This is a genomic window from Rhizobium sp. BK491, assembly GCF_014194925.1.
GTDB lineage: Bacteria > Pseudomonadota > Alphaproteobacteria > Rhizobiales > Rhizobiaceae > Rhizobium.
In genome coordinates this window covers 491763-507717 of sequence record NZ_JACIAR010000003.1, presented here as the reverse complement: position 1 = coordinate 507717, position 15955 = coordinate 491763, and the positions used below count along the sequence as shown (strand labels likewise).

Genomic DNA, 15955 nt, shown 5'->3' with positions numbered 1-15955 from the left:
AAAGGATATATCGCATGAGCAATTATGTGCTGAGCAAAGAGACGCGCGACAAGCTGATGGGCGTCGCAACACCGACGATCGCCACCGCGCTTTTCCGGCGCGGCCTGCGTAACCAGTTCATTCAGGATGTGCGGCCGCTCTCGCCGAAGAAGGCGAACATGGTCGGCCAGGCTTTCACGCTGCGCTATATTCCGGCGCGCGAGGACCTGAACACGCTGGAAGTCTTCCGCAACCCGGAACATCCGCAGCGGGCCGCCGTCGAGCAATGCCCTCCCGGCTTCGTGCTGGTCATGGATAGCCGCAAGGATGCACGTGCAGCCTCGGCGGGCTCTATCCTGATCTCGCGCCTGCAGGTGCGTGGCGTCGCAGGCGTCGTTACCGATGGCGGCTTTCGCGACAGCCCGGAAATCGCCGCCCTCGACATCCCCTCCTATCATCACCGCCCGTCCGCCCCGACGAACCTGACGCTGCATCAGGCCATCGAAATCAACGGCCCGATCGGATGCGGCGACGTCGCGGTTTTCCCCGGCGACGTTCTCGTCGGCGACAATGAGGGCGTCATCGTCATTCCCGCGCACCTTGCCGATGAGATCGCCACTGAGACCGTGGAGATGACGGCCTACGAGGATTTCGTCACCGAAGAGGTCATGAACGGGGCGACCATCATCGGCCTCTATCCGGCAACCAGCGATGCGCCAAAACTCAAATTCGCAGAATGGCGGAAACAGAAGGGCCGCTGATCCATTTTCGAGCGGGCGCAGCCGGAAGCATTCGACCGGCTGTGCTGCTTGCCGTTACTGTTCCCTGACCAGCTTCAAAACGAGTTGCTGGAGATTGCCGCCATCGCTGAATTCGACTTTATCGAACTCGCTGTTTTTCTGCCGCTCCTTATTGGAAATCTCGCCAAGCCGCTTCGTCAGTTCCACGCGGATCTTGCTGCATTTCGGATCGTCAGGCACGGAGAAGCCGACGCTCATTGCTTCGATCTCCTTGACCATGTCCTTGATAAAGCCGCCATGCACCCGCTCATGCGCCTCGACGCCGGCGATGAATTTCTGCCAGCTTTTGCGGGTCGATGCCGGCAGTTGCGCCGAAGGCTTCGGCAATGTGTAAGTGATAATCAGCTTCGGTATATTGACGGTGATCGTGCAGGCGCCGTCCGGCTGCGGCTCGTATTTCCGCGTCCAGGTCAGCTTAAAATCGGTATGCGCAATCGCCCTCACCTTGGGTCCAAGCAGCGGGCCGCGCTCGCCGATGGAATCGTAGAGCTCGCGCCCCGATGTTCCCGTAATCGCATAGGTCTTGGTCGTCTCGACCGCCTGCCATTCGGCATACGCGGCCATCGGCAACAAAGCGATGGACATAGCCATAGCGAGCAATCGAAAATTTACTGTCACCAACGTCCCCACATCCACGGCCTCAAGCGCCGCGAAGCTACCCGTTGGTCCGGGCTATTTCAACGAGCATCGCTCTTCAAAATGCAGGGTTTGATTCAAGCACTTCCTCGGCATCCTCTCGTTCCATCTCGAAGACCCTTTTTCCGATGGAGAAGCTGAAACCGTTGCGCGCGAAGGCAGCCAATTCCTTTGCCTTGCGCTTCTCATCCAGTTCACCGCGCCGGAAAGGCCCGAAACCGCGCTTCCTTGCAAAGATGACGGCGGAACGGAGATCATCGACCTCCTCCACGGCCGCGACAACCGTTTCACCATTGATGCCCTTGGATGCGAGCTTGAAGGCGATGGCTTTCTTCGATTTGCCGGAACGGACCGCAGAGCGCGTGCTGATCTCAGCAAAAGCGACGTCATCGAGCACCTTCAGTTCATAGGCGAATTTGACGGCGAAGTCGGCGAGCGCCTTGATCTGTGCGCCGCTGATATCCTCGAACTTCTGCTTGGCTTTCTTGGAAATCGCATCGAACAACTGCTTCTCGGTCATCATCCGTCGCTCGAGACGATAGATGGTGGAATTGCGTGCCCAGGAAAGCATGCGGCTTGTCGGCGTTTCATCCATGAAGGGAGGCATTCGGCGAGAGAAGAATCATCACGGAGAATTTTACGCAAGGCAGGCCCCTCAGGCAATGAATGCGCTTGGTAATCATGGGATGATTGGTTATGCTCCCTTCGCGGCCAAGGCGGTAAAACGCCGGGCGTCGAACCCATCGACGGTGGAGGCCGTCTCAAGCACCACATTGCTATGGATCACGGAGCCTGCAGCTCTCCCGATCGCTTCGCCGATTGGGCAGCAGAGCTCCGTTCAGAGGAGGCAGGAATGGATTATCGCAAGCTCGGCCCAAGCGGGGCCGTCGTCACGGCCTATTGCCTTGGCACCATGACTTTCGGCGCGGAAGCGGACGAAGCCGCGTCGCACAGGCTTCTCGACGATTATTTCGCATGGGGCGGCAACTTCATCGACACCGCCGATGTCTACAGCGCCGGCAAGTCGGAAGAGATCATCGGCCGCTGGCTGAAGGCGCGTCCGACGGAAGCGCGCCAGGCCGTGATCGCCACCAAGGGCCGCTTCCCGATGGGCAACGGGCCGAACGACATCGGCCTTTCGCGCCGGCATCTTGGCCAAGCGCTAGATGATTCCCTTCGCCGTCTGGGTATCGACCATATCGATCTCTATCAGATGCATGCCTGGGACGCTTTAACGCCGATCGAGGAGACATTGCGATTTCTGGATGACGCCGTGCGTGCCGGCAAGATCGGCTATTACGGCTTCTCCAACTATGTCGGCTGGCACATCGCCAAGGCAGCCGAGATTGCCAAGGCACAGGGCTATACGCGGCCGGTGACGCTGCAGCCGCAATACAATCTGCTTGTCCGAGACATCGAGCTTGAAATCGTCGATGCCTGCATTGATGCCGGCATGGGCCTGCTGCCATGGTCGCCGCTCGGCGGTGGCTGGCTGACCGGCAAATATAAGCGCGACGAAATGCCGACCGGCGCCACAAGGCTTGGCGAAAACCCCAATCGCGGCAGTGAATCCTTTGCGCCGCGCAATGCGCAGGAGCGGACCTGGGCAATCATTGCCATCGTCGAGGAGATCGCCAAGGCACGAGATGTGACCATGGCGCAGGTGGCGCTTGCCTGGACGGCCGCGCGCCCAGCCGTGACTTCAGTCATCCTCGGCGCCCGGACATCCGAGCAGCTTGCCGACAATCTGGGCGCAGCCAGACTGAAACTTACGGAGGCGGAGATGGATCGGCTGAACGAGATCAGCGCGCCGCAACCTGCCGGCTATCCCTACGGCGAAAGCGGCCGGAACCAGCGCCATCGCAAGATCGAGGGTAGCCGTTAAGTTTCATCCGGCGGCGAAGCAGTTGCCTGCTTCGCCGCCGTCATTGGGATCGCCTGCCGTGTCAAACGAGCGGCGGGTTGAGTCTCGCAAAACCTTCCTGACGCCGATAGGGAAAATAGGGATAGGGAACCGTCATCTCACTGACCTTATGCAGCCTTTCGATCTGCTCTTTCGAAAGCGTCCAGCCGACCGCGCCGAGATTCTGCCGCAGCTGCTCTTCGTTGCGCGCGCCGATGATGACGCTTGCGACCGTCGGCCGGCTCAAGAGCCAGTTGAGGGCGATTTGCGGCACACTCTTCCCGGTCTCGACAGCAATTTCATCCAGCACATCGACGATATCGAATAGCTTCTCGTCATCGACGGGCGGCCCGAATGACGCTGTCTCATGCAAGCGGCTCTTTTCCGGTAATGGCTGGCCGCGGCGGATCTTGCCTGTCAGCCTGCCCCATGCCAGCGGGCTCCAGATGAGGGCACCGACATTCTGATCGTGGCCCAACGGCATTAGTTCCCATTCGTAATCGCGGCCGGCGAGCGAATAATAGACTTGATGGGCGACATGGCGTGCGTAGCCGTGCTTGTCGGAGATCGCGAGCGATTTCATCAACTCCCAGCCGGCGAAGTTGGAAGCGCCGATGTAGCGGATCTTTCCTGCCTTCACGAGGTTATCGAGAGTGGAGAGCACTTCTTCGATCGGCGTCGAGGCGTCGAAAGCGTGCAGTTGCAAGAGGTCGATGTAATCGGTGCCGAGACGCTGCAAGGCGGCATCGACGGATTTGATCAAGCGCGAGCGCGAGCTGCCCCAATCGGCCGGTCCATCGCCCATCGGCAGTGCTGTCTTGGTCGAGATCAGCACGGCATCCCGCCTGCCCCGGATCGCCTGGCCAAGCACCTCCTCCGATGCGCCTGCCGAATAGACATCGGCCGTGTCGAAGAGATTGACGCCCGCCTCCAGGCAGATGTCCACCAGACGGCGTGCTTCTGTCGCATCCGTCGAGCCCCAGGCGCGGAAAAGCGGTCCGTTGCCGGCAAAGGTGCCGGCGCCGAAACTGAGCACGGGAACACGCAAGCCCGAAGCACCGAGATTTCTGTATTCCATTGTCTATCTCCTGTTGGTTCTTCAGATAGATAGACGCGGCGAGAGAGATGATATAGATTGCCGAAAAGAAACTCATTTATGACTTCAATTCATCATGAGCCGCCAAGAGATCAACCGTTCCGGTGAAATGGAAGTCTTCGTGCGCGCCGTGGAACTCGGCGGCTTCACCGCTGCAGCCATAGCCTGCCGGATGACGCCTTCAGCCGTCAGCAAACTCGTCACGAGACTTGAAAAGCGCCTCGGCGCGCGGCTCATCCACCGCTCGACGCGGCGATTGCAACTCACACCCGAGGGCTGCGCCTTCTTCGAGCGCAGCGTCGCCATTCTTGCCGATATTGCCGAAGCCGAACGCCATGCATCGGCAGGAGAGCAGGTGGCCGGCCATATCCGCGTCAACACCAGCGGCTCCTTCGGCAATCATGTGCTGGCTCCGCTCGTTCCACGCTTCATGGCGTTGCACCCGAATGTCTCGCTCGAGATCTTCCATACGGACCGGGTCATCGACCTGATGGAGGAGCGCGCCGATGTTGCAATCCGCGCCGGACCGCTGAAGAGCTCCAGCCTAACGGCCCGCAAGCTCGGAGCGACGCGAAACATGATCGTCGCCTCGCCGGACTATCTGCGCAGGCATGGGATACCGCGCTCCGCGGTCGAACTGACAAAACACTGCCGCATCAGCTTTAGCTATTCCCGGGCGATCGAAGGCTGGCCTTTGCTAGATAATGGCGAGGTTGCAACGATCCCCGCTGCCCGCAGCCTGCAGGTGGGCGACGGCGAAGCCATGCGGCATCTGGCGCTTGCCGGTGCCGGCCTGGCACGGCTTGCCGCCTTCACCGTGAAATCGGATATCGCGGCTAAGCGGCTACAGCCTGTGCTGGAAGAATTCAATCCCGGAGATATCGAGGAATTCCACGCCGTCTATATCGGCCAGGGCGGTCCTCTACCCGCGCGCGTACGCGCCTTGCTGGATTTCTTACGCGAAAACGTTCACCTGTAAAAGCGACGCGGCCGTCAGGGCCGCATCGTGTCAGCTAAAACTCTTAATCACCACGCCGATCAGGCTGATGGCTGGCGGGTTTTACGCAGATAGGGCAAGACCGTATCGAACGAGCCGAAGCGGGTAATGGCATCTTCATTGGAGACAGCGGCGGTGATGATGACGTCCTCACCCTGCTGCCAGTTTGCCGGCGTTGCGACCTGATGCTTTGATGTCAGCTGGATCGAGTCGATCGCACGCAGGATTTCGCCGAAGTTGCGGCCTGTCGTCATCGGATAGGTGAGGATCAGCTTGATCTTCTTATCGGGGCCAATGACGAAAACGGAACGGACGGTGGCATTGTCGGCAGGCGTGCGGCCTTCCGAGCTTTCGCCGGCGCCTGCCGGCAGCATGTCATAGAGCTTGGCGACCTTGAGGTCCTTGTCGCCGATCAGCGGATAGTCGACATCGAAACCGGTAGCCGTCTTGATATCGTTCTTCCAACGACCATGGCTCTCGACCGGATCGACCGAGATGCCGATGATCTTGACGCCCCGCTTGCGGAATTCGCCTTCGAGGCCGGCCATTGCGCCGAGTTCCGTAGTGCAGACCGGCGTGAAGTTCTTCGGATGCGAGAAGAGCACGGCCCAGCCGTTACCGATCCAGTCATGGAACTTAATCTCGCCCTGTGTCGTCTCGGCCGTAAAATCCGGCGCGATATCGTTGATGCGCAAACTCATTGTCTTGCCTCCAAACCTACCCCGGCGCGCATTTATGACAGCCAGGGAACGAGAAAAAAATTCGTCGCACAATGGCGTCGAATGTCGGATATGAAAAGCCCTTCTTTTAAATGGACGCCGCGATTGCCGCTGAAATCCCTAGCGGCCTGCGATGCCTGCTACGCGCCTTCAACATGTCCAGAAAGCGATAGCCGCTCGCCCAGCGCCCGTAACCGCTTGCTATGTTGATATGCCCGGCAAGGCCGATATTGCGAACATCCGAATTCCAGAGCCGTCCGAACATGCCGAGCCGGTCGAGGCTCATATAGATGTCATTTAAGCTCCCGATCGTCATGCTTGGGAAAGGCAGCGCGTCCGTCGGCATGGTGCCGAAGGATAGATGTCCCGCATGCAGGGTTTCCGTCACCGGAATATCGCAGGGCGCTACGAGCAGCGCGCCTTTGACCCTTCGTGCGGCCTGGCGGCCAGCCAATCTCGCTGTCAATACGCAGCCAAGGCTATGGGCGACGACATAGGCTTCTCCGGCCTCTTCCAGCGCGGCTTCCAATTTCTCCATCCAGCTGCCGAGATTGGGAAAGTCCCAGTCATCCTGCTCGACAAGCCGCACGTCGGAATGATCCTGCAGCCAGTAGCGCTGCCAATGCCCCTCGGCGGAGCCGAAAAGGCCGGGCACGATCAGTACTCTGGTCATGAAAGCCTCACGAAGAAAAGCGATCGATTGCAAAGCTTGCGACAGGAAACCAAGAATCCATCCCTTCAATGCCAAGGCGCGGGGGATGTACACCAATAGTAGATCTCGTAATCGCGCGCGGAGAGCTCTCGCTCACCAGGCTCGGGCCGATCGACGGACCGGATGCGTCCATCCTCATCCCGCAACGCGCGCCCAGCGAAAATCGTCTTCAGGCGGCTAATGACATTCCATTTCATGTAACCCTCCATTTGATTGATAAATCGCAGGGACTGCTGCAAATCATCCTCAGCCCATCATTCGGCCGCGGCAAGCACCGTTACCGGATGCGGGAAGAAAGCGGAGAGCTCACCGACGACTTCATGGATGCGGCTGGCGAGCGGCTCCGAGGAAACCCTGTAATCGGTAAAATCACGATCCGACGCATAGACGGCGGTTGGCAGGGTATGTGCCATGAAGAAGCCGAAGAGCGGCCGCAGCTGATGCTCCACCATCAGCGCATGCCGGTCGCCTCCGCCGGTCCCCGTGATGATGATCGGTTTGGCGCGCAGCTCGTGTGGATCGATAAGGTCGATCAGATGCTTGAACAGCCCGGGATAGGAGCCCTTGAACGTCGGCGAGCCGATAACCAATGCATCTGCCGAGACGATTTCATCGATCACGCCTTTCGCCTGATCGTCGAGATCCTCGCGCCGCTGGGCCGCTCCGAGAGACGGGCCAACATCATGCAGATCGTAGATCCTGCTTGAGAAGCCATATCGCCCGCTTGCCAGATTCGCGACAGTCTGGACCAGTGAATAGGTCTTCGACGGCCTGTTGAAGCTGCCGGCGATGCCGACAAGTTTATGCGCACTCATTCTTATCCCTTCCGACGACCGCATGCATTTTCGATAATGCAAATATTGTCCATAAAAATTGTAGATTAAAAGGAACAGCGATCTCTGAAGGTATGGAAATGGGAAAATCTCTTTCTATGCTGCAGCCAGCTGGGTGAAGTGCACAAATGCCCCAAAGGAAAGGGCAGCGGTCCCGGCTTTCTCTAGGAGGGGATCGATTGATGCCGTGGCTTTCTCAATGAGATCCGACGTGCGGCCCGCCAACGCATCAGCTCAGTCCCGGAGACTACAAGGCAATGCGCGATCGCGAGGCCCATTCCGCTGCCTCGCCGGCTGCCGGCACGCTTCCCAACAAGCCGGGAAGCGCAGTCGGAAATTGCATGCGGCCTAGATATTCATCTTTCGACGATGACCTTCAAAACGTCTCGGTTCTTGTCCCAAAAGGGTAACGCGCTCTCGGCATCGCTAAAGGGTATGACCTTGGAAATAAGGGAAGCGGCACGATCGCCGATCGTCTCCAGATAGGCGATGACCGCATCGAAATCAGACTTGGTCGCGTTGCGCGATCCCATGATATCGAGCTCCTTGAGATTGAACATCTGCGTCTGATAGCTAACGGGCGCCTTGGCGTAGCCGACATAGACGACGCGGCCGCAAAAGCCGGCCAAGTCGATGGCCTGACGAAAAGTTTCCGGAAGACCGACTGCCTCGAAGGCCACATCGACGCCCTGAGCATCCGTCAGCTCGACAATGCGCGCAACGACATCTTCCGTGCCGGCGTCGATTGTGTGACGGGCTCCGAACTGTTTTGCCAGCGCGGTCTTTTCCGGGCTGAGGTCGACGGCAATCACCTCGGCTCCGCGAGCAACGGCTCCGATCACGACGCCCATGCCGATCATCCCGCAGCCCAGCACAACGATGCGATCGCTCGCCGACACGCGGCCGCGCGCCACTGCGTGGAAGCCTACCGACAGCGGCTCGACCAAGGCGAGAAAGCGCGGCTCAAGGGTATCATTGAAGATCAGCTTCTCCGCCGGAAGAACGATCTCTTCGGCAAGCCCGCCATCCTGCTGGACACCGAGCGTACGATTGTAGCGGCAGGCATTCACGCGCCCCTTGCGGCAGGAGGAGCACGTGCCGCAACTGGTATAGGGAAGTACGATAACGCGCTGCCCGGGTCGATAGGTAGGCGGAACACCCGCCCCGGTCTCGACAATCTCGCCGCCGATCTCGTGCCCAGGAATGCGCGGCAATTGCACCAGGGGATTGAGGCCTCGAAACGTGTTGAGATCACTCCCGCAGATGCCGACATGGCGGATGGAAATACGGACATCGCCGTCCCCGAGTTGCGGGCGAGCGACATCGGTGAAACGGCTGATGCCTTCACTTTCGATCAACAGGGCTTTCACGTGACGAAACCTTTCCTGGATTGGGCAGTAAACCGGACGCTCGCGCCCGGTTTACTAAACATAGATCAGTTCAGGGCGGCGATGTCGACCGGTAGATCGAACCGGCTTCAAGGCAACTTCGCCCTTGCGCACGCCGATGGCGTACAGGAATAACTTGAGCACCATCTTCACCTCGAACTTCGGCACTGGATTGCGCTCGTTCACCGCCTGCTTGCGCTGAATTTACACGGTTGAGATAAGCGATTTAAAGTGGTATTTTATGTAAAAAAAACCAGCAAGATTGGGCGGCATGCGTTCTGAAAATCTTTTCAAACGGCAGTTCAACGAATTCCTGCGCCACGTGCAATCGGTCGGCCATGGACACCCGCTTGGCTCGGAGCGCGAGATCGGTCGAACGCTTGGCACCAGCCGAACGACTGTCCGCAAGTGCCTTGCTGCGGCTAAGGAGAGCGGCCTGATTTCCAGGGACGGAGCAGTCCTGCGGCAGGTAGAACCATCAGAGCTCTATTGCGAAGCCGAAACCATCCCGCCGACATTGATGGTCGAACGCGCCTTCCTGACATGGATTCTCCAATCCGATAGCGGGCCGGGTCAGACTATCAACGCGCTTCAGCTCGCACGGCAATTCGGCGTATCGTCGACAACGATCCGCGAATTTCTGCAGAGTTTCCGGCATTTTGGCCTGATGGAGCGCGAGGCCGGCGGCAAATGGGTCTTCCGCGGCATGACGCTGGAATTCGCCAACGAGCTTTCCGATATCCGCGAAATTTTCGAACTGCGGTCCGTCATGCGCTTTGCGGAACTCGATGACGGCGATCCGAGCTGGAACGAACTGCGCAGACTGCGCGGCGAGCATCTCAAATTGCTGGAAACGATCGATACCGACTATCACCGCTTCTCGCTTCTGGACGAGCAGTTGCATCGTTTGATCAACAGCGCTTCCAGCAACCGCTTCGTCACCGAATTTTATCACGTCATCTCGCTGATTTTCTTCTATCATTATCAATGGAACAAGAAAGACGAGCGCAGCCGTAACGAAGCGGCGGTATATCAGCATTTGGATTATATCGACGCGATCCTCTCAAGGGATCAGAAGAAAATCAGCCAGACGTGTACGGCACATCTTAGCGAGGCGCGCCGGACATTGCTTGCAAGCATCACCCGAGAAGCCAGACTTGAGAATTCGAGCGTGCTGTCAGACCCGGCCTACTGAAGGGTCATGCCTGGCCCGGTGTCTGCTCTTGCTGCGTAAGGATCGACGATGGAGAGCGCCCGGTTTAGAGCCTCGGTAAACCCGTGAAGCGAGATGACATAACTCACCTCGCGGTCGGTATCGGCTGCAGCCAACGTCACAGCGAGATTGCGCCGGCGCCGCAGACCGGCAAGCATGGCTTTATTTAGGTTCAGCTCGACAAGACAGCCACGTGGGAAAGCGGTGGCGAATGGCGAGGCCAGACCGGGAGCGGCTTTGCCGCCTGGTGGTAGCCCGACGCTCCGCAGATAGAGTCCCTGCGGTAGAGCCAACATGCCCCGGAGACTCCCGCCCCCTGGAGTAAGTTCAATCGACAGTACCGGCGTGTTCGTCTGCAGATCATACAGCGTGTATGAAATAGCGTAAGATAGCCGGGCAAGATCGGCAGTACCCTGATTGACGATGGTAAGGATCCAGTCGCCGTAACGCTCCTGCAACGCGCCTGAACTTGAAGCGCCGATGGTCGCCTTGCCAGCCATCACAATCCACTATCCGGTCGATATATCGATGTTGACCAGTCCCCCTCGACGCCCACTATCACCTTGAATGGCGTTATCTCGTCCATCTCCGATCCCCCTTACCTGGCGTATCGCCGCAATATCGCATGTCGCATCTCGACTTCCGTCCCTCAGCGACTGAGTTCTTGCGATCTCATATTGGCAATTTTACGCCAACGCATCCTCCATTTGGTGTAACTTTAAGAATCTTTTTGGCCATATTCAACGATTATGTCGAGTATTTACTGTGGAAAGAACTCACGCATTGTACGAAATACATTAATAAGCCTCATGTAATATATATCTATATATTCCTACAATAAAATTTACTTCAACTTGAATTCTATTGAGAGAAATACCACTGCATGCAGATTGCACGGCGCGTCAAAAGCCCTTCACCTACGAAGGAATGAGGCGCAGCCACGCTCGGCAAAAAACTTGGCTGCGGGGGTGGGCAGAAAAACAATGCACGCTATGTGATGCATATGAGCGGGGAGAAATATTAGCTCTGTGGAGGAGGTCGTCCGGCACAAAGGAAGAGGATTCTGATGCCCAATTCAGTTTTGAATGCCCTGGGACAGCCGCTTTACTATAGCGATACGTCGACAGCCTTCTTTTCCGCCACCGGCTCCGGCCCGGTGCTTTACGGCACCGCGGGCAATGATTCCATATGGGGCGACAACACCGTCAACGTTACGCTGATGGGCGGCACAGGCGACGACATCTATTATATCTACTCGAGCAACAATCGGGTCTCTGAAGGCTCCAATGCCGGCGTCGATACCATCAACACATGGATGGATTACACGCTGCCCGCCAATGTCGAAAATCTTACCGTTACGGGCGACAATCGCCATGCCTATGGCAACGACGCCGACAACATCATCACCGGCGGCAGCGGCAGCCAGACCATCGATGGACGCGGCGGCAACGATGTGCTCATTGGCGGCGGCGGGGCCGATACCTTCATCATCAGCAAGGGCAACGGCAGCGATCTCATCACCGATTTCAGCGGTGACGACAAGGTCAGGCTCAATCAGTATGGCCTGTCGTCCTTCGATCAGGTTGTCAGCCATTCCACGCAGGAAGGCGCCAATGTCCGGCTCGATCTCGGCAATGGCGAAAGCCTGGTCTTCGCCAACAAGACCATCTCCGACCTGCATGAAGACCAGTTTCAGCTCGGGCTTGACAGATCGTCGCTGACGCAGACCTTTTCGGACGATTTCAACACGCTCTCACTGCACGAGGGAACGCAGGGCACCTGGGATGCTAAATATTCCTGGGCCCCGGACAAGGGCAGCAGCCTGAACGATGAGCTGCAATGGTACATCAACCCCTCTTACGCGCCGACCGCCTCAGTAAACCCGTTTTCCGTCTCCAACGGCGTTCTGACGATCACGGCAAAGCAGACGCCGGATGCGTTGAAATCGATCGTCGAGAACCATGATTACACATCCGGGCTTCTGACCACTCACTCCACCTTCTCGCAGACCTACGGATATTTCGAAATGCGGGCGGAGATGCCGCACAATCAGGGCGTCTGGCCTGCTTTCTGGCTGCTGCCGGAGGATGGCTCCTGGCCGCCGGAACTCGATGTGGTGGAGATGCGCGGGCAGAACCCCACCACGGTGAATGTCACAGTCCATTCGAATGCCACCGGCGAGCACACGAAGACGTCCATTCCGGTGGAAGTGCCGAGTACGAACGGCTTCCATAATTATGGCGTGCTCTGGGATAAGGATCAGATCGTCTGGTATTTCGACGACGTCGCCGTCGCCCATGCCGACACGCCCGCCGATATGCATGGCCCGATGTACATGCTGGTCGACCTCGCAGTGGGCGGCGTAGCGGGCACTCCGACGGATGGACTCCCGAACGGATCCGAGATGAAGATCGACTATATCAAGGCCTATTCGCTGGACGATCACTCCACCCAGCTTGCCACCTCGGCGCAATCCGCCCATACGACGGACTGGCATATCTGACCGATCTCGGAACTTGATCCATTCCGCAGCAGCCGTTCGACGCAAATCGGGCGGCCGCTGGGTAAATGCCGCAGCTCAGTCGAGGCCACCCTAATCCTCCCTGAACGCCCGCCGGATCTGGTCGGTCATCGGCTTTGTCAGATAGGCAAGAACGCTTCTCTCGCCCGTCTGCAGAAAGGCTTCCACCGGCATGCCTGGCAATGGCGTCAGGGCTCCGAGCTTTTCCCATTCAGGCTTTGCCACCTTGACCCGTACGACATAGTAGTTTTGTCCCGAACGCTGATCCGTCGTCAGATCCGCCGAGACCGTATCCACATGCCCGTTCAGCTCCGGGGTGATCCGCTGATTGAAGGCGGGAAAGCGCAGGGATACCGCCTGGCCTACGGTAATCTGGTCGATATCCTGCGGCGCAAGTTTAAGCTCCGCCACCAGCGCATCCTTATCGGGAACTATCTGCAGGATCGCTTCTGCAGGCGAGATGACGGCCCCTGCAGCATGGATGCTTAGCTGGTCGGTGATGCCAGCCTGAGGCGCCTTGATGTCGATCCGCTTCAAGTCATCTTCAGCAGCAACCAGACGCTCGGAAAACTGGCCGCTATCGCTCTCGGCCTGACGCAATTGCTCGGACACTTCCGAACTGCGGTCTGCATCGATCTGCAGGATCTGTAGTTCGGTTTCCGCAATCTTGCCCCGGGTCTGGGCGATGGACGAGACGAGGTTTCCGAGATCGCCGTTCAGCGAAGCGCTTTCCCGCTGCAGGGAGTAGACCTTTGTCGCCGAGATGATGCCCTGGTTGAGCAGGCCTTCGAGACTTCCGAGCTCCTTCGCAATGAGCGCGATTTCCCGCCGCTTGCCCTCTTCCTGTGCTATGAGCCCTTCGATCTCCCGGTTAAGCTGTTGAATGCGCTCATGCAGCTGCGATTTCTGCCCTTCGCGCGATGCCCGCCGATCGAAAAAGAGCCGCCGCTCGCCGGCTAGAATGGCCGCAACATCCGCGTTTCCGGCAGATGAAAGGAGATCTGCTGGAAAGGTGATCTCCTGTTTGCCGTCGCGCTCAGCTATAAGGCGCGCCGTGCGGGCTGAAAGCTCGTTGAGCCGCTTGCGGATGATGGAAAGATTGGCTCGGGTCTGGGTGTCGTCCAGTCGGACGAGCACCTGGCCCGCGGCGACATGCTCGCCGTTCTTCACGAGGATTGCGCGGACAATGCCGCCCTTCAGGTGCTTTATCGGCTTTACATAGCTGTCGACGACAAGCGTGCCGGACGCGATCACCGCGCCGGCGATCTTGGTGGCGGCGGCAAGACCGCCCATGACACCAAACAATAGAAGGATGACCGCTACCACCAGCAGTGACAAGCGGCGGATCATACGTTCGTTCGATGACGAGGCCTTGCCGATCATCCGTGCGTCTCCCCACCAGCTATGGCCAGATGCGTTGTTCCGAGCTGCTTGGGCGATGGACCAAGGATATCCTTCTTTGGTCCGAATGCCTGAACCTGACCGCCTGCAATGATCAACACCGTATCGGCAGCGGCGAGAGCGCTTGGCCTGTGGGCAATGACGATTGCAATGCCGCCCCTTTCCTTCACAACTGCAAGCGCCGCCGTCAGTGCAGCCTCGCCTTCCGCATCCAGATTGGAATTCGGCTCGTCGAGAACCACTAGAAATGGATCGCCGTAAAGCGCTCTCGCCAAGGCGATACGCTGCCTTTGCCCAGCCGAAAGGCGCGATCCGCCTTCGCCGATCTTCGTATCGAAGCCGTCCGGGAGCTTGACGATCATGTCGTAGACACCGGCCGCCTTCGCCGCCGCGATGATCGGCTCCGTCGGCATGCCCTCGGCAAAACGCGAAATATTCTCGGCGATCGTGCCATCGAAGAGGTCTACATCCTGCGGCAGATAGCCGATATGCTGCCCAAGCTCGTCGGTATCCCATTGCGAAAGTGCGGCACGATCGAGCCGCACGGAGCCGATTGCAACCGGCCACAAGCCAGCAATCGCACGTGCCAGCGAAGACTTGCCCGATGCGCTCGGGCCGATGACGCCCAGTATGGTTCCCGCCGATATCTTGAACGAGACATTGCGCAGGATAAAATCGCGGCTGCCGGGCGACGTCACGGTGATATTCTCGACGCTGAGTTCCCGTGACGGCGTGGGCAAGGCGAAGGCCTGCGGCGCGGGCGGCGCGGCGTCGAGGAGTGCGGCAAGCCGCGTCCAGCCCTGGCGTGCAGCCACAAAACCCTTCCATTGGCCGATCGCAAGCTCGACGGGCGCCAGCGCCCGCGTGACCAGGATCGAACTCGCAATGATGATGCCTCCCGTTGCTTCCTGGCGGATGACGAGGATCGCGCCGACGGCAAGGACACCGGATTGCAGCATCATTCGCGCGATCTTTGCGGTGATGGTCAGCGCGCCGACGCGGGTGCTCGCTATCGCCTGGTGCGTGAGGTAATCCTCATTCATGGCGACCCATTTATCGGTGAGGCGGCCGGAAAATCCCATGGCAATGGCAGCCTCCCAATTCCGCCGCGCGGCCTGGGCGAAGCCGAGACGCGCCGCGGAAGACCTGGCTGCCTCCAGGGCCGGTCGGCGCGACAGCATTTCGGCAGCCACGGTAATGCCGACGAGCAACAAGGCACCGCAAAGAGCGGTGAAACCGATCCAGAAGTGGAACAGAAAACAAAGGAGCAGATAGAACGGCACCCAGGGCAGGTCGAACAGCGCCGTCGAACCGCTGCCGGAAAGGAAGGAGCGGATCTGCTCGAGATCACGCACCGATTGCAGCCCATCGTCCGACGTCTGTTTTTTGCTCGGCAGGAACAGAAGCGCACCGAAAACCTTCCTGTTCAAGCGTTCGTCGAGCGACATGCCGATGCGCACAAGCAGCATGGAGCGCAGGAATTCGATTACGCCCTGAAACAGGTAGAGGGTCACGACGATGATGACGAGACCGGACAATGTCGGTAAGCTATGGCTCGGAATGACCCGATCGTAAACCTGCAGCATGAAAAAGGAGCCGGTTAGCGCCAGCACATTGATGGCAGCGCTCGCCAGAGCGATGCCGATGAAGGCCTTGCGAAGCGCCGACAACATCAGCACAGCGAATGTTTGCGGCGGGTCTTTCGGGACGGCAAGCACCTTGCGTCGATCCTCAACATTGGCCGTCGCGTACGGCAG

16 protein-coding genes are annotated in these 15955 nt (G+C 58.7%); 5 read left to right on the top strand and 11 right to left on the bottom strand.

Going from position 1 to position 15955, the window contains the following annotated elements; translation table 11 throughout:
• Window positions 1-14 precede the first annotated feature (14 nt).
• The gene (locus FHX05_RS16755) at window positions 15-740 is read left to right on the top strand and encodes a ribonuclease activity regulator RraA (RefSeq protein WP_183873104.1); all 726 of its coding nucleotides are present in this window, start codon (window positions 15-17) and stop codon (window positions 738-740) included.
• 54 nt (window positions 741-794) lie between these two features.
• Here FHX05_RS16755 and FHX05_RS16750 read toward each other — a convergent pair whose 3' ends face one another.
• Window positions 795-1370: a DUF922 domain-containing protein gene (locus tag FHX05_RS16750; RefSeq protein WP_183873102.1), complete on the bottom strand. Its 576-nt coding sequence runs from the start codon at window positions 1368-1370 to the stop codon at window positions 795-797.
• Between the two features lie 103 nt (window positions 1371-1473).
• Window positions 1474-2010 carry a recombination regulator RecX gene (recX, locus tag FHX05_RS16745; protein WP_183873100.1) on the bottom strand — a complete coding sequence of 179 codons (537 nt, stop codon included), beginning with the start codon at window positions 2008-2010 and terminating at the stop codon, window positions 1474-1476.
• Between the two features lie 258 nt (window positions 2011-2268).
• On the opposite strand from recX, the gene FHX05_RS16740 reads away from it, so the two are divergent.
• Window positions 2269-3300, top strand: coding sequence for an aldo/keto reductase (locus FHX05_RS16740; protein WP_183873098.1), 1032 nt, complete (start codon window positions 2269-2271; stop codon window positions 3298-3300).
• Window positions 3301-3361: 61 nt separating this feature from the next.
• On the opposite strand, the gene FHX05_RS16735 is transcribed toward FHX05_RS16740, so the two are convergent.
• Window positions 3362-4396, bottom strand: coding sequence for an aldo/keto reductase (locus tag FHX05_RS16735; protein WP_183873096.1), 1035 nt, complete (start codon window positions 4394-4396; stop codon window positions 3362-3364).
• A gap of 94 nt (window positions 4397-4490) precedes the next feature.
• Between FHX05_RS16735 and FHX05_RS16730 the strand changes: the two genes are divergently transcribed.
• Entirely contained in the window at window positions 4491-5393 is a 903-nt protein-coding gene (locus FHX05_RS16730; RefSeq protein ID WP_183873094.1) for a LysR family transcriptional regulator, read from the top strand.
• A gap of 59 nt (window positions 5394-5452) precedes the next feature.
• Here FHX05_RS16730 and FHX05_RS16725 read toward each other — a convergent pair whose 3' ends face one another.
• From FHX05_RS16725 to FHX05_RS16705, 5 genes are all read right to left on the bottom strand, one after another.
• Window positions 5453-6112: a peroxiredoxin gene (locus FHX05_RS16725; RefSeq protein ID WP_069614590.1), complete on the bottom strand. Its 660-nt coding sequence runs from the start codon at window positions 6110-6112 to the stop codon at window positions 5453-5455.
• Between the two features lie 106 nt (window positions 6113-6218).
• Entirely contained in the window at window positions 6219-6803 is a 585-nt protein-coding gene (locus tag FHX05_RS16720) for an alpha/beta hydrolase (protein WP_183873093.1), read from the bottom strand.
• Between the two features lie 293 nt (window positions 6804-7096).
• Window positions 7097-7657, bottom strand: a complete 561-nt coding sequence (gene msuE / locus FHX05_RS16715) for an FMN reductase (protein ID WP_183873091.1) — start codon at window positions 7655-7657, stop codon at window positions 7097-7099.
• A 374-nt stretch (window positions 7658-8031) separates the two neighbouring features.
• A complete protein-coding gene (locus FHX05_RS16710) occupies window positions 8032-9045 on the bottom strand; it encodes a zinc-binding alcohol dehydrogenase family protein (RefSeq protein ID WP_183873089.1) in 1014 nt (337 codons plus the stop codon).
• Window positions 9046-9099: 54 nt separating this feature from the next.
• Window positions 9100-9249 (bottom strand): hypothetical protein, encoded by a 150-nt coding sequence (locus tag FHX05_RS16705; protein ID WP_183873087.1) that lies wholly within the window; start codon window positions 9247-9249, stop codon window positions 9100-9102.
• Window positions 9250-9334: 85 nt separating this feature from the next.
• Between FHX05_RS16705 and FHX05_RS16700 the strand changes: the two genes are divergently transcribed.
• The gene (locus tag FHX05_RS16700; RefSeq protein WP_183873085.1) at window positions 9335-10258 is read left to right on the top strand and encodes a GntR family transcriptional regulator; all 924 of its coding nucleotides are present in this window, start codon (window positions 9335-9337) and stop codon (window positions 10256-10258) included.
• Here FHX05_RS16700 and FHX05_RS16695 read toward each other — a convergent pair.
• Window positions 10252-10776, bottom strand: coding sequence for an invasion associated locus B family protein (locus FHX05_RS16695; RefSeq protein ID WP_112336913.1), 525 nt, complete (start codon window positions 10774-10776; stop codon window positions 10252-10254). The two genes, FHX05_RS16700 and FHX05_RS16695, sit on opposite strands and share 7 nt — an antisense overlap.
• 566 nt (window positions 10777-11342) lie before the next feature.
• On the opposite strand from FHX05_RS16695, the gene FHX05_RS16690 reads away from it, so the two are divergent.
• The gene (locus tag FHX05_RS16690) at window positions 11343-12779 is read left to right on the top strand and encodes a family 16 glycosylhydrolase (RefSeq protein WP_183873083.1); all 1437 of its coding nucleotides are present in this window, start codon (window positions 11343-11345) and stop codon (window positions 12777-12779) included.
• 90 nt (window positions 12780-12869) lie between these two features.
• Here FHX05_RS16690 and FHX05_RS16685 read toward each other — a convergent pair whose 3' ends face one another.
• Window positions 12870-14180 carry an HlyD family type I secretion periplasmic adaptor subunit gene (locus FHX05_RS16685; protein WP_183873081.1) on the bottom strand — a complete coding sequence of 437 codons (1311 nt, stop codon included), beginning with the start codon at window positions 14178-14180 and terminating at the stop codon, window positions 12870-12872.
• Window positions 14177-15916 carry a type I secretion system permease/ATPase gene (locus tag FHX05_RS16680; RefSeq protein ID WP_183873079.1) on the bottom strand — a complete coding sequence of 580 codons (1740 nt, stop codon included), beginning with the start codon at window positions 15914-15916 and terminating at the stop codon, window positions 14177-14179. Before FHX05_RS16680 ends, FHX05_RS16685 begins: the two co-directional genes overlap by 4 nt.
• Window positions 15917-15955: the final 39 nt, after the last annotated feature.

What these genes read in the sequence shown, in the direction of transcription:
- msuE (WP_183873091.1), bottom strand. Translation starts at nt 7,657, where the DNA reads ATGAGTGCGCATAAACTTGTCGGCATCGCCGGCAGCTTCAACAGGCCG.
- FHX05_RS16735 (WP_183873096.1), bottom strand. Translation starts at nt 4,396, where the DNA reads ATGGAATACAGAAATCTCGGTGCTTCGGGCTTGCGTGTTCCCGTGCTC.
- FHX05_RS16685 (WP_183873081.1), bottom strand. Translation starts at nt 14,180, where the DNA reads ATGATCGGCAAGGCCTCGTCATCGAACGAACGTATGATCCGCCGCTTG.
- recX (WP_183873100.1), bottom strand. Translation starts at nt 2,010, where the DNA reads ATGGATGAAACGCCGACAAGCCGCATGCTTTCCTGGGCACGCAATTCC.
- FHX05_RS16740 (WP_183873098.1), top strand. Translation starts at nt 2,269, where the DNA reads ATGGATTATCGCAAGCTCGGCCCAAGCGGGGCCGTCGTCACGGCCTAT.
- FHX05_RS16700 (WP_183873085.1), top strand. Translation starts at nt 9,335, where the DNA reads ATGCGTTCTGAAAATCTTTTCAAACGGCAGTTCAACGAATTCCTGCGC.
- FHX05_RS16750 (WP_183873102.1), bottom strand. Translation starts at nt 1,370, where the DNA reads ATGGCTATGTCCATCGCTTTGTTGCCGATGGCCGCGTATGCCGAATGG.
- FHX05_RS16695 (WP_112336913.1), bottom strand. Translation starts at nt 10,776, where the DNA reads ATGGCTGGCAAGGCGACCATCGGCGCTTCAAGTTCAGGCGCGTTGCAG.
- FHX05_RS16730 (WP_183873094.1), top strand. Translation starts at nt 4,491, where the DNA reads ATGAGCCGCCAAGAGATCAACCGTTCCGGTGAAATGGAAGTCTTCGTG.
- FHX05_RS16690 (WP_183873083.1), top strand. Translation starts at nt 11,343, where the DNA reads ATGCCCAATTCAGTTTTGAATGCCCTGGGACAGCCGCTTTACTATAGC.
- FHX05_RS16725 (WP_069614590.1), bottom strand. Translation starts at nt 6,112, where the DNA reads ATGAGTTTGCGCATCAACGATATCGCGCCGGATTTTACGGCCGAGACG.
- FHX05_RS16720 (WP_183873093.1), bottom strand. Translation starts at nt 6,803, where the DNA reads ATGACCAGAGTACTGATCGTGCCCGGCCTTTTCGGCTCCGCCGAGGGG.
- FHX05_RS16755 (WP_183873104.1), top strand. Translation starts at nt 15, where the DNA reads ATGAGCAATTATGTGCTGAGCAAAGAGACGCGCGACAAGCTGATGGGC.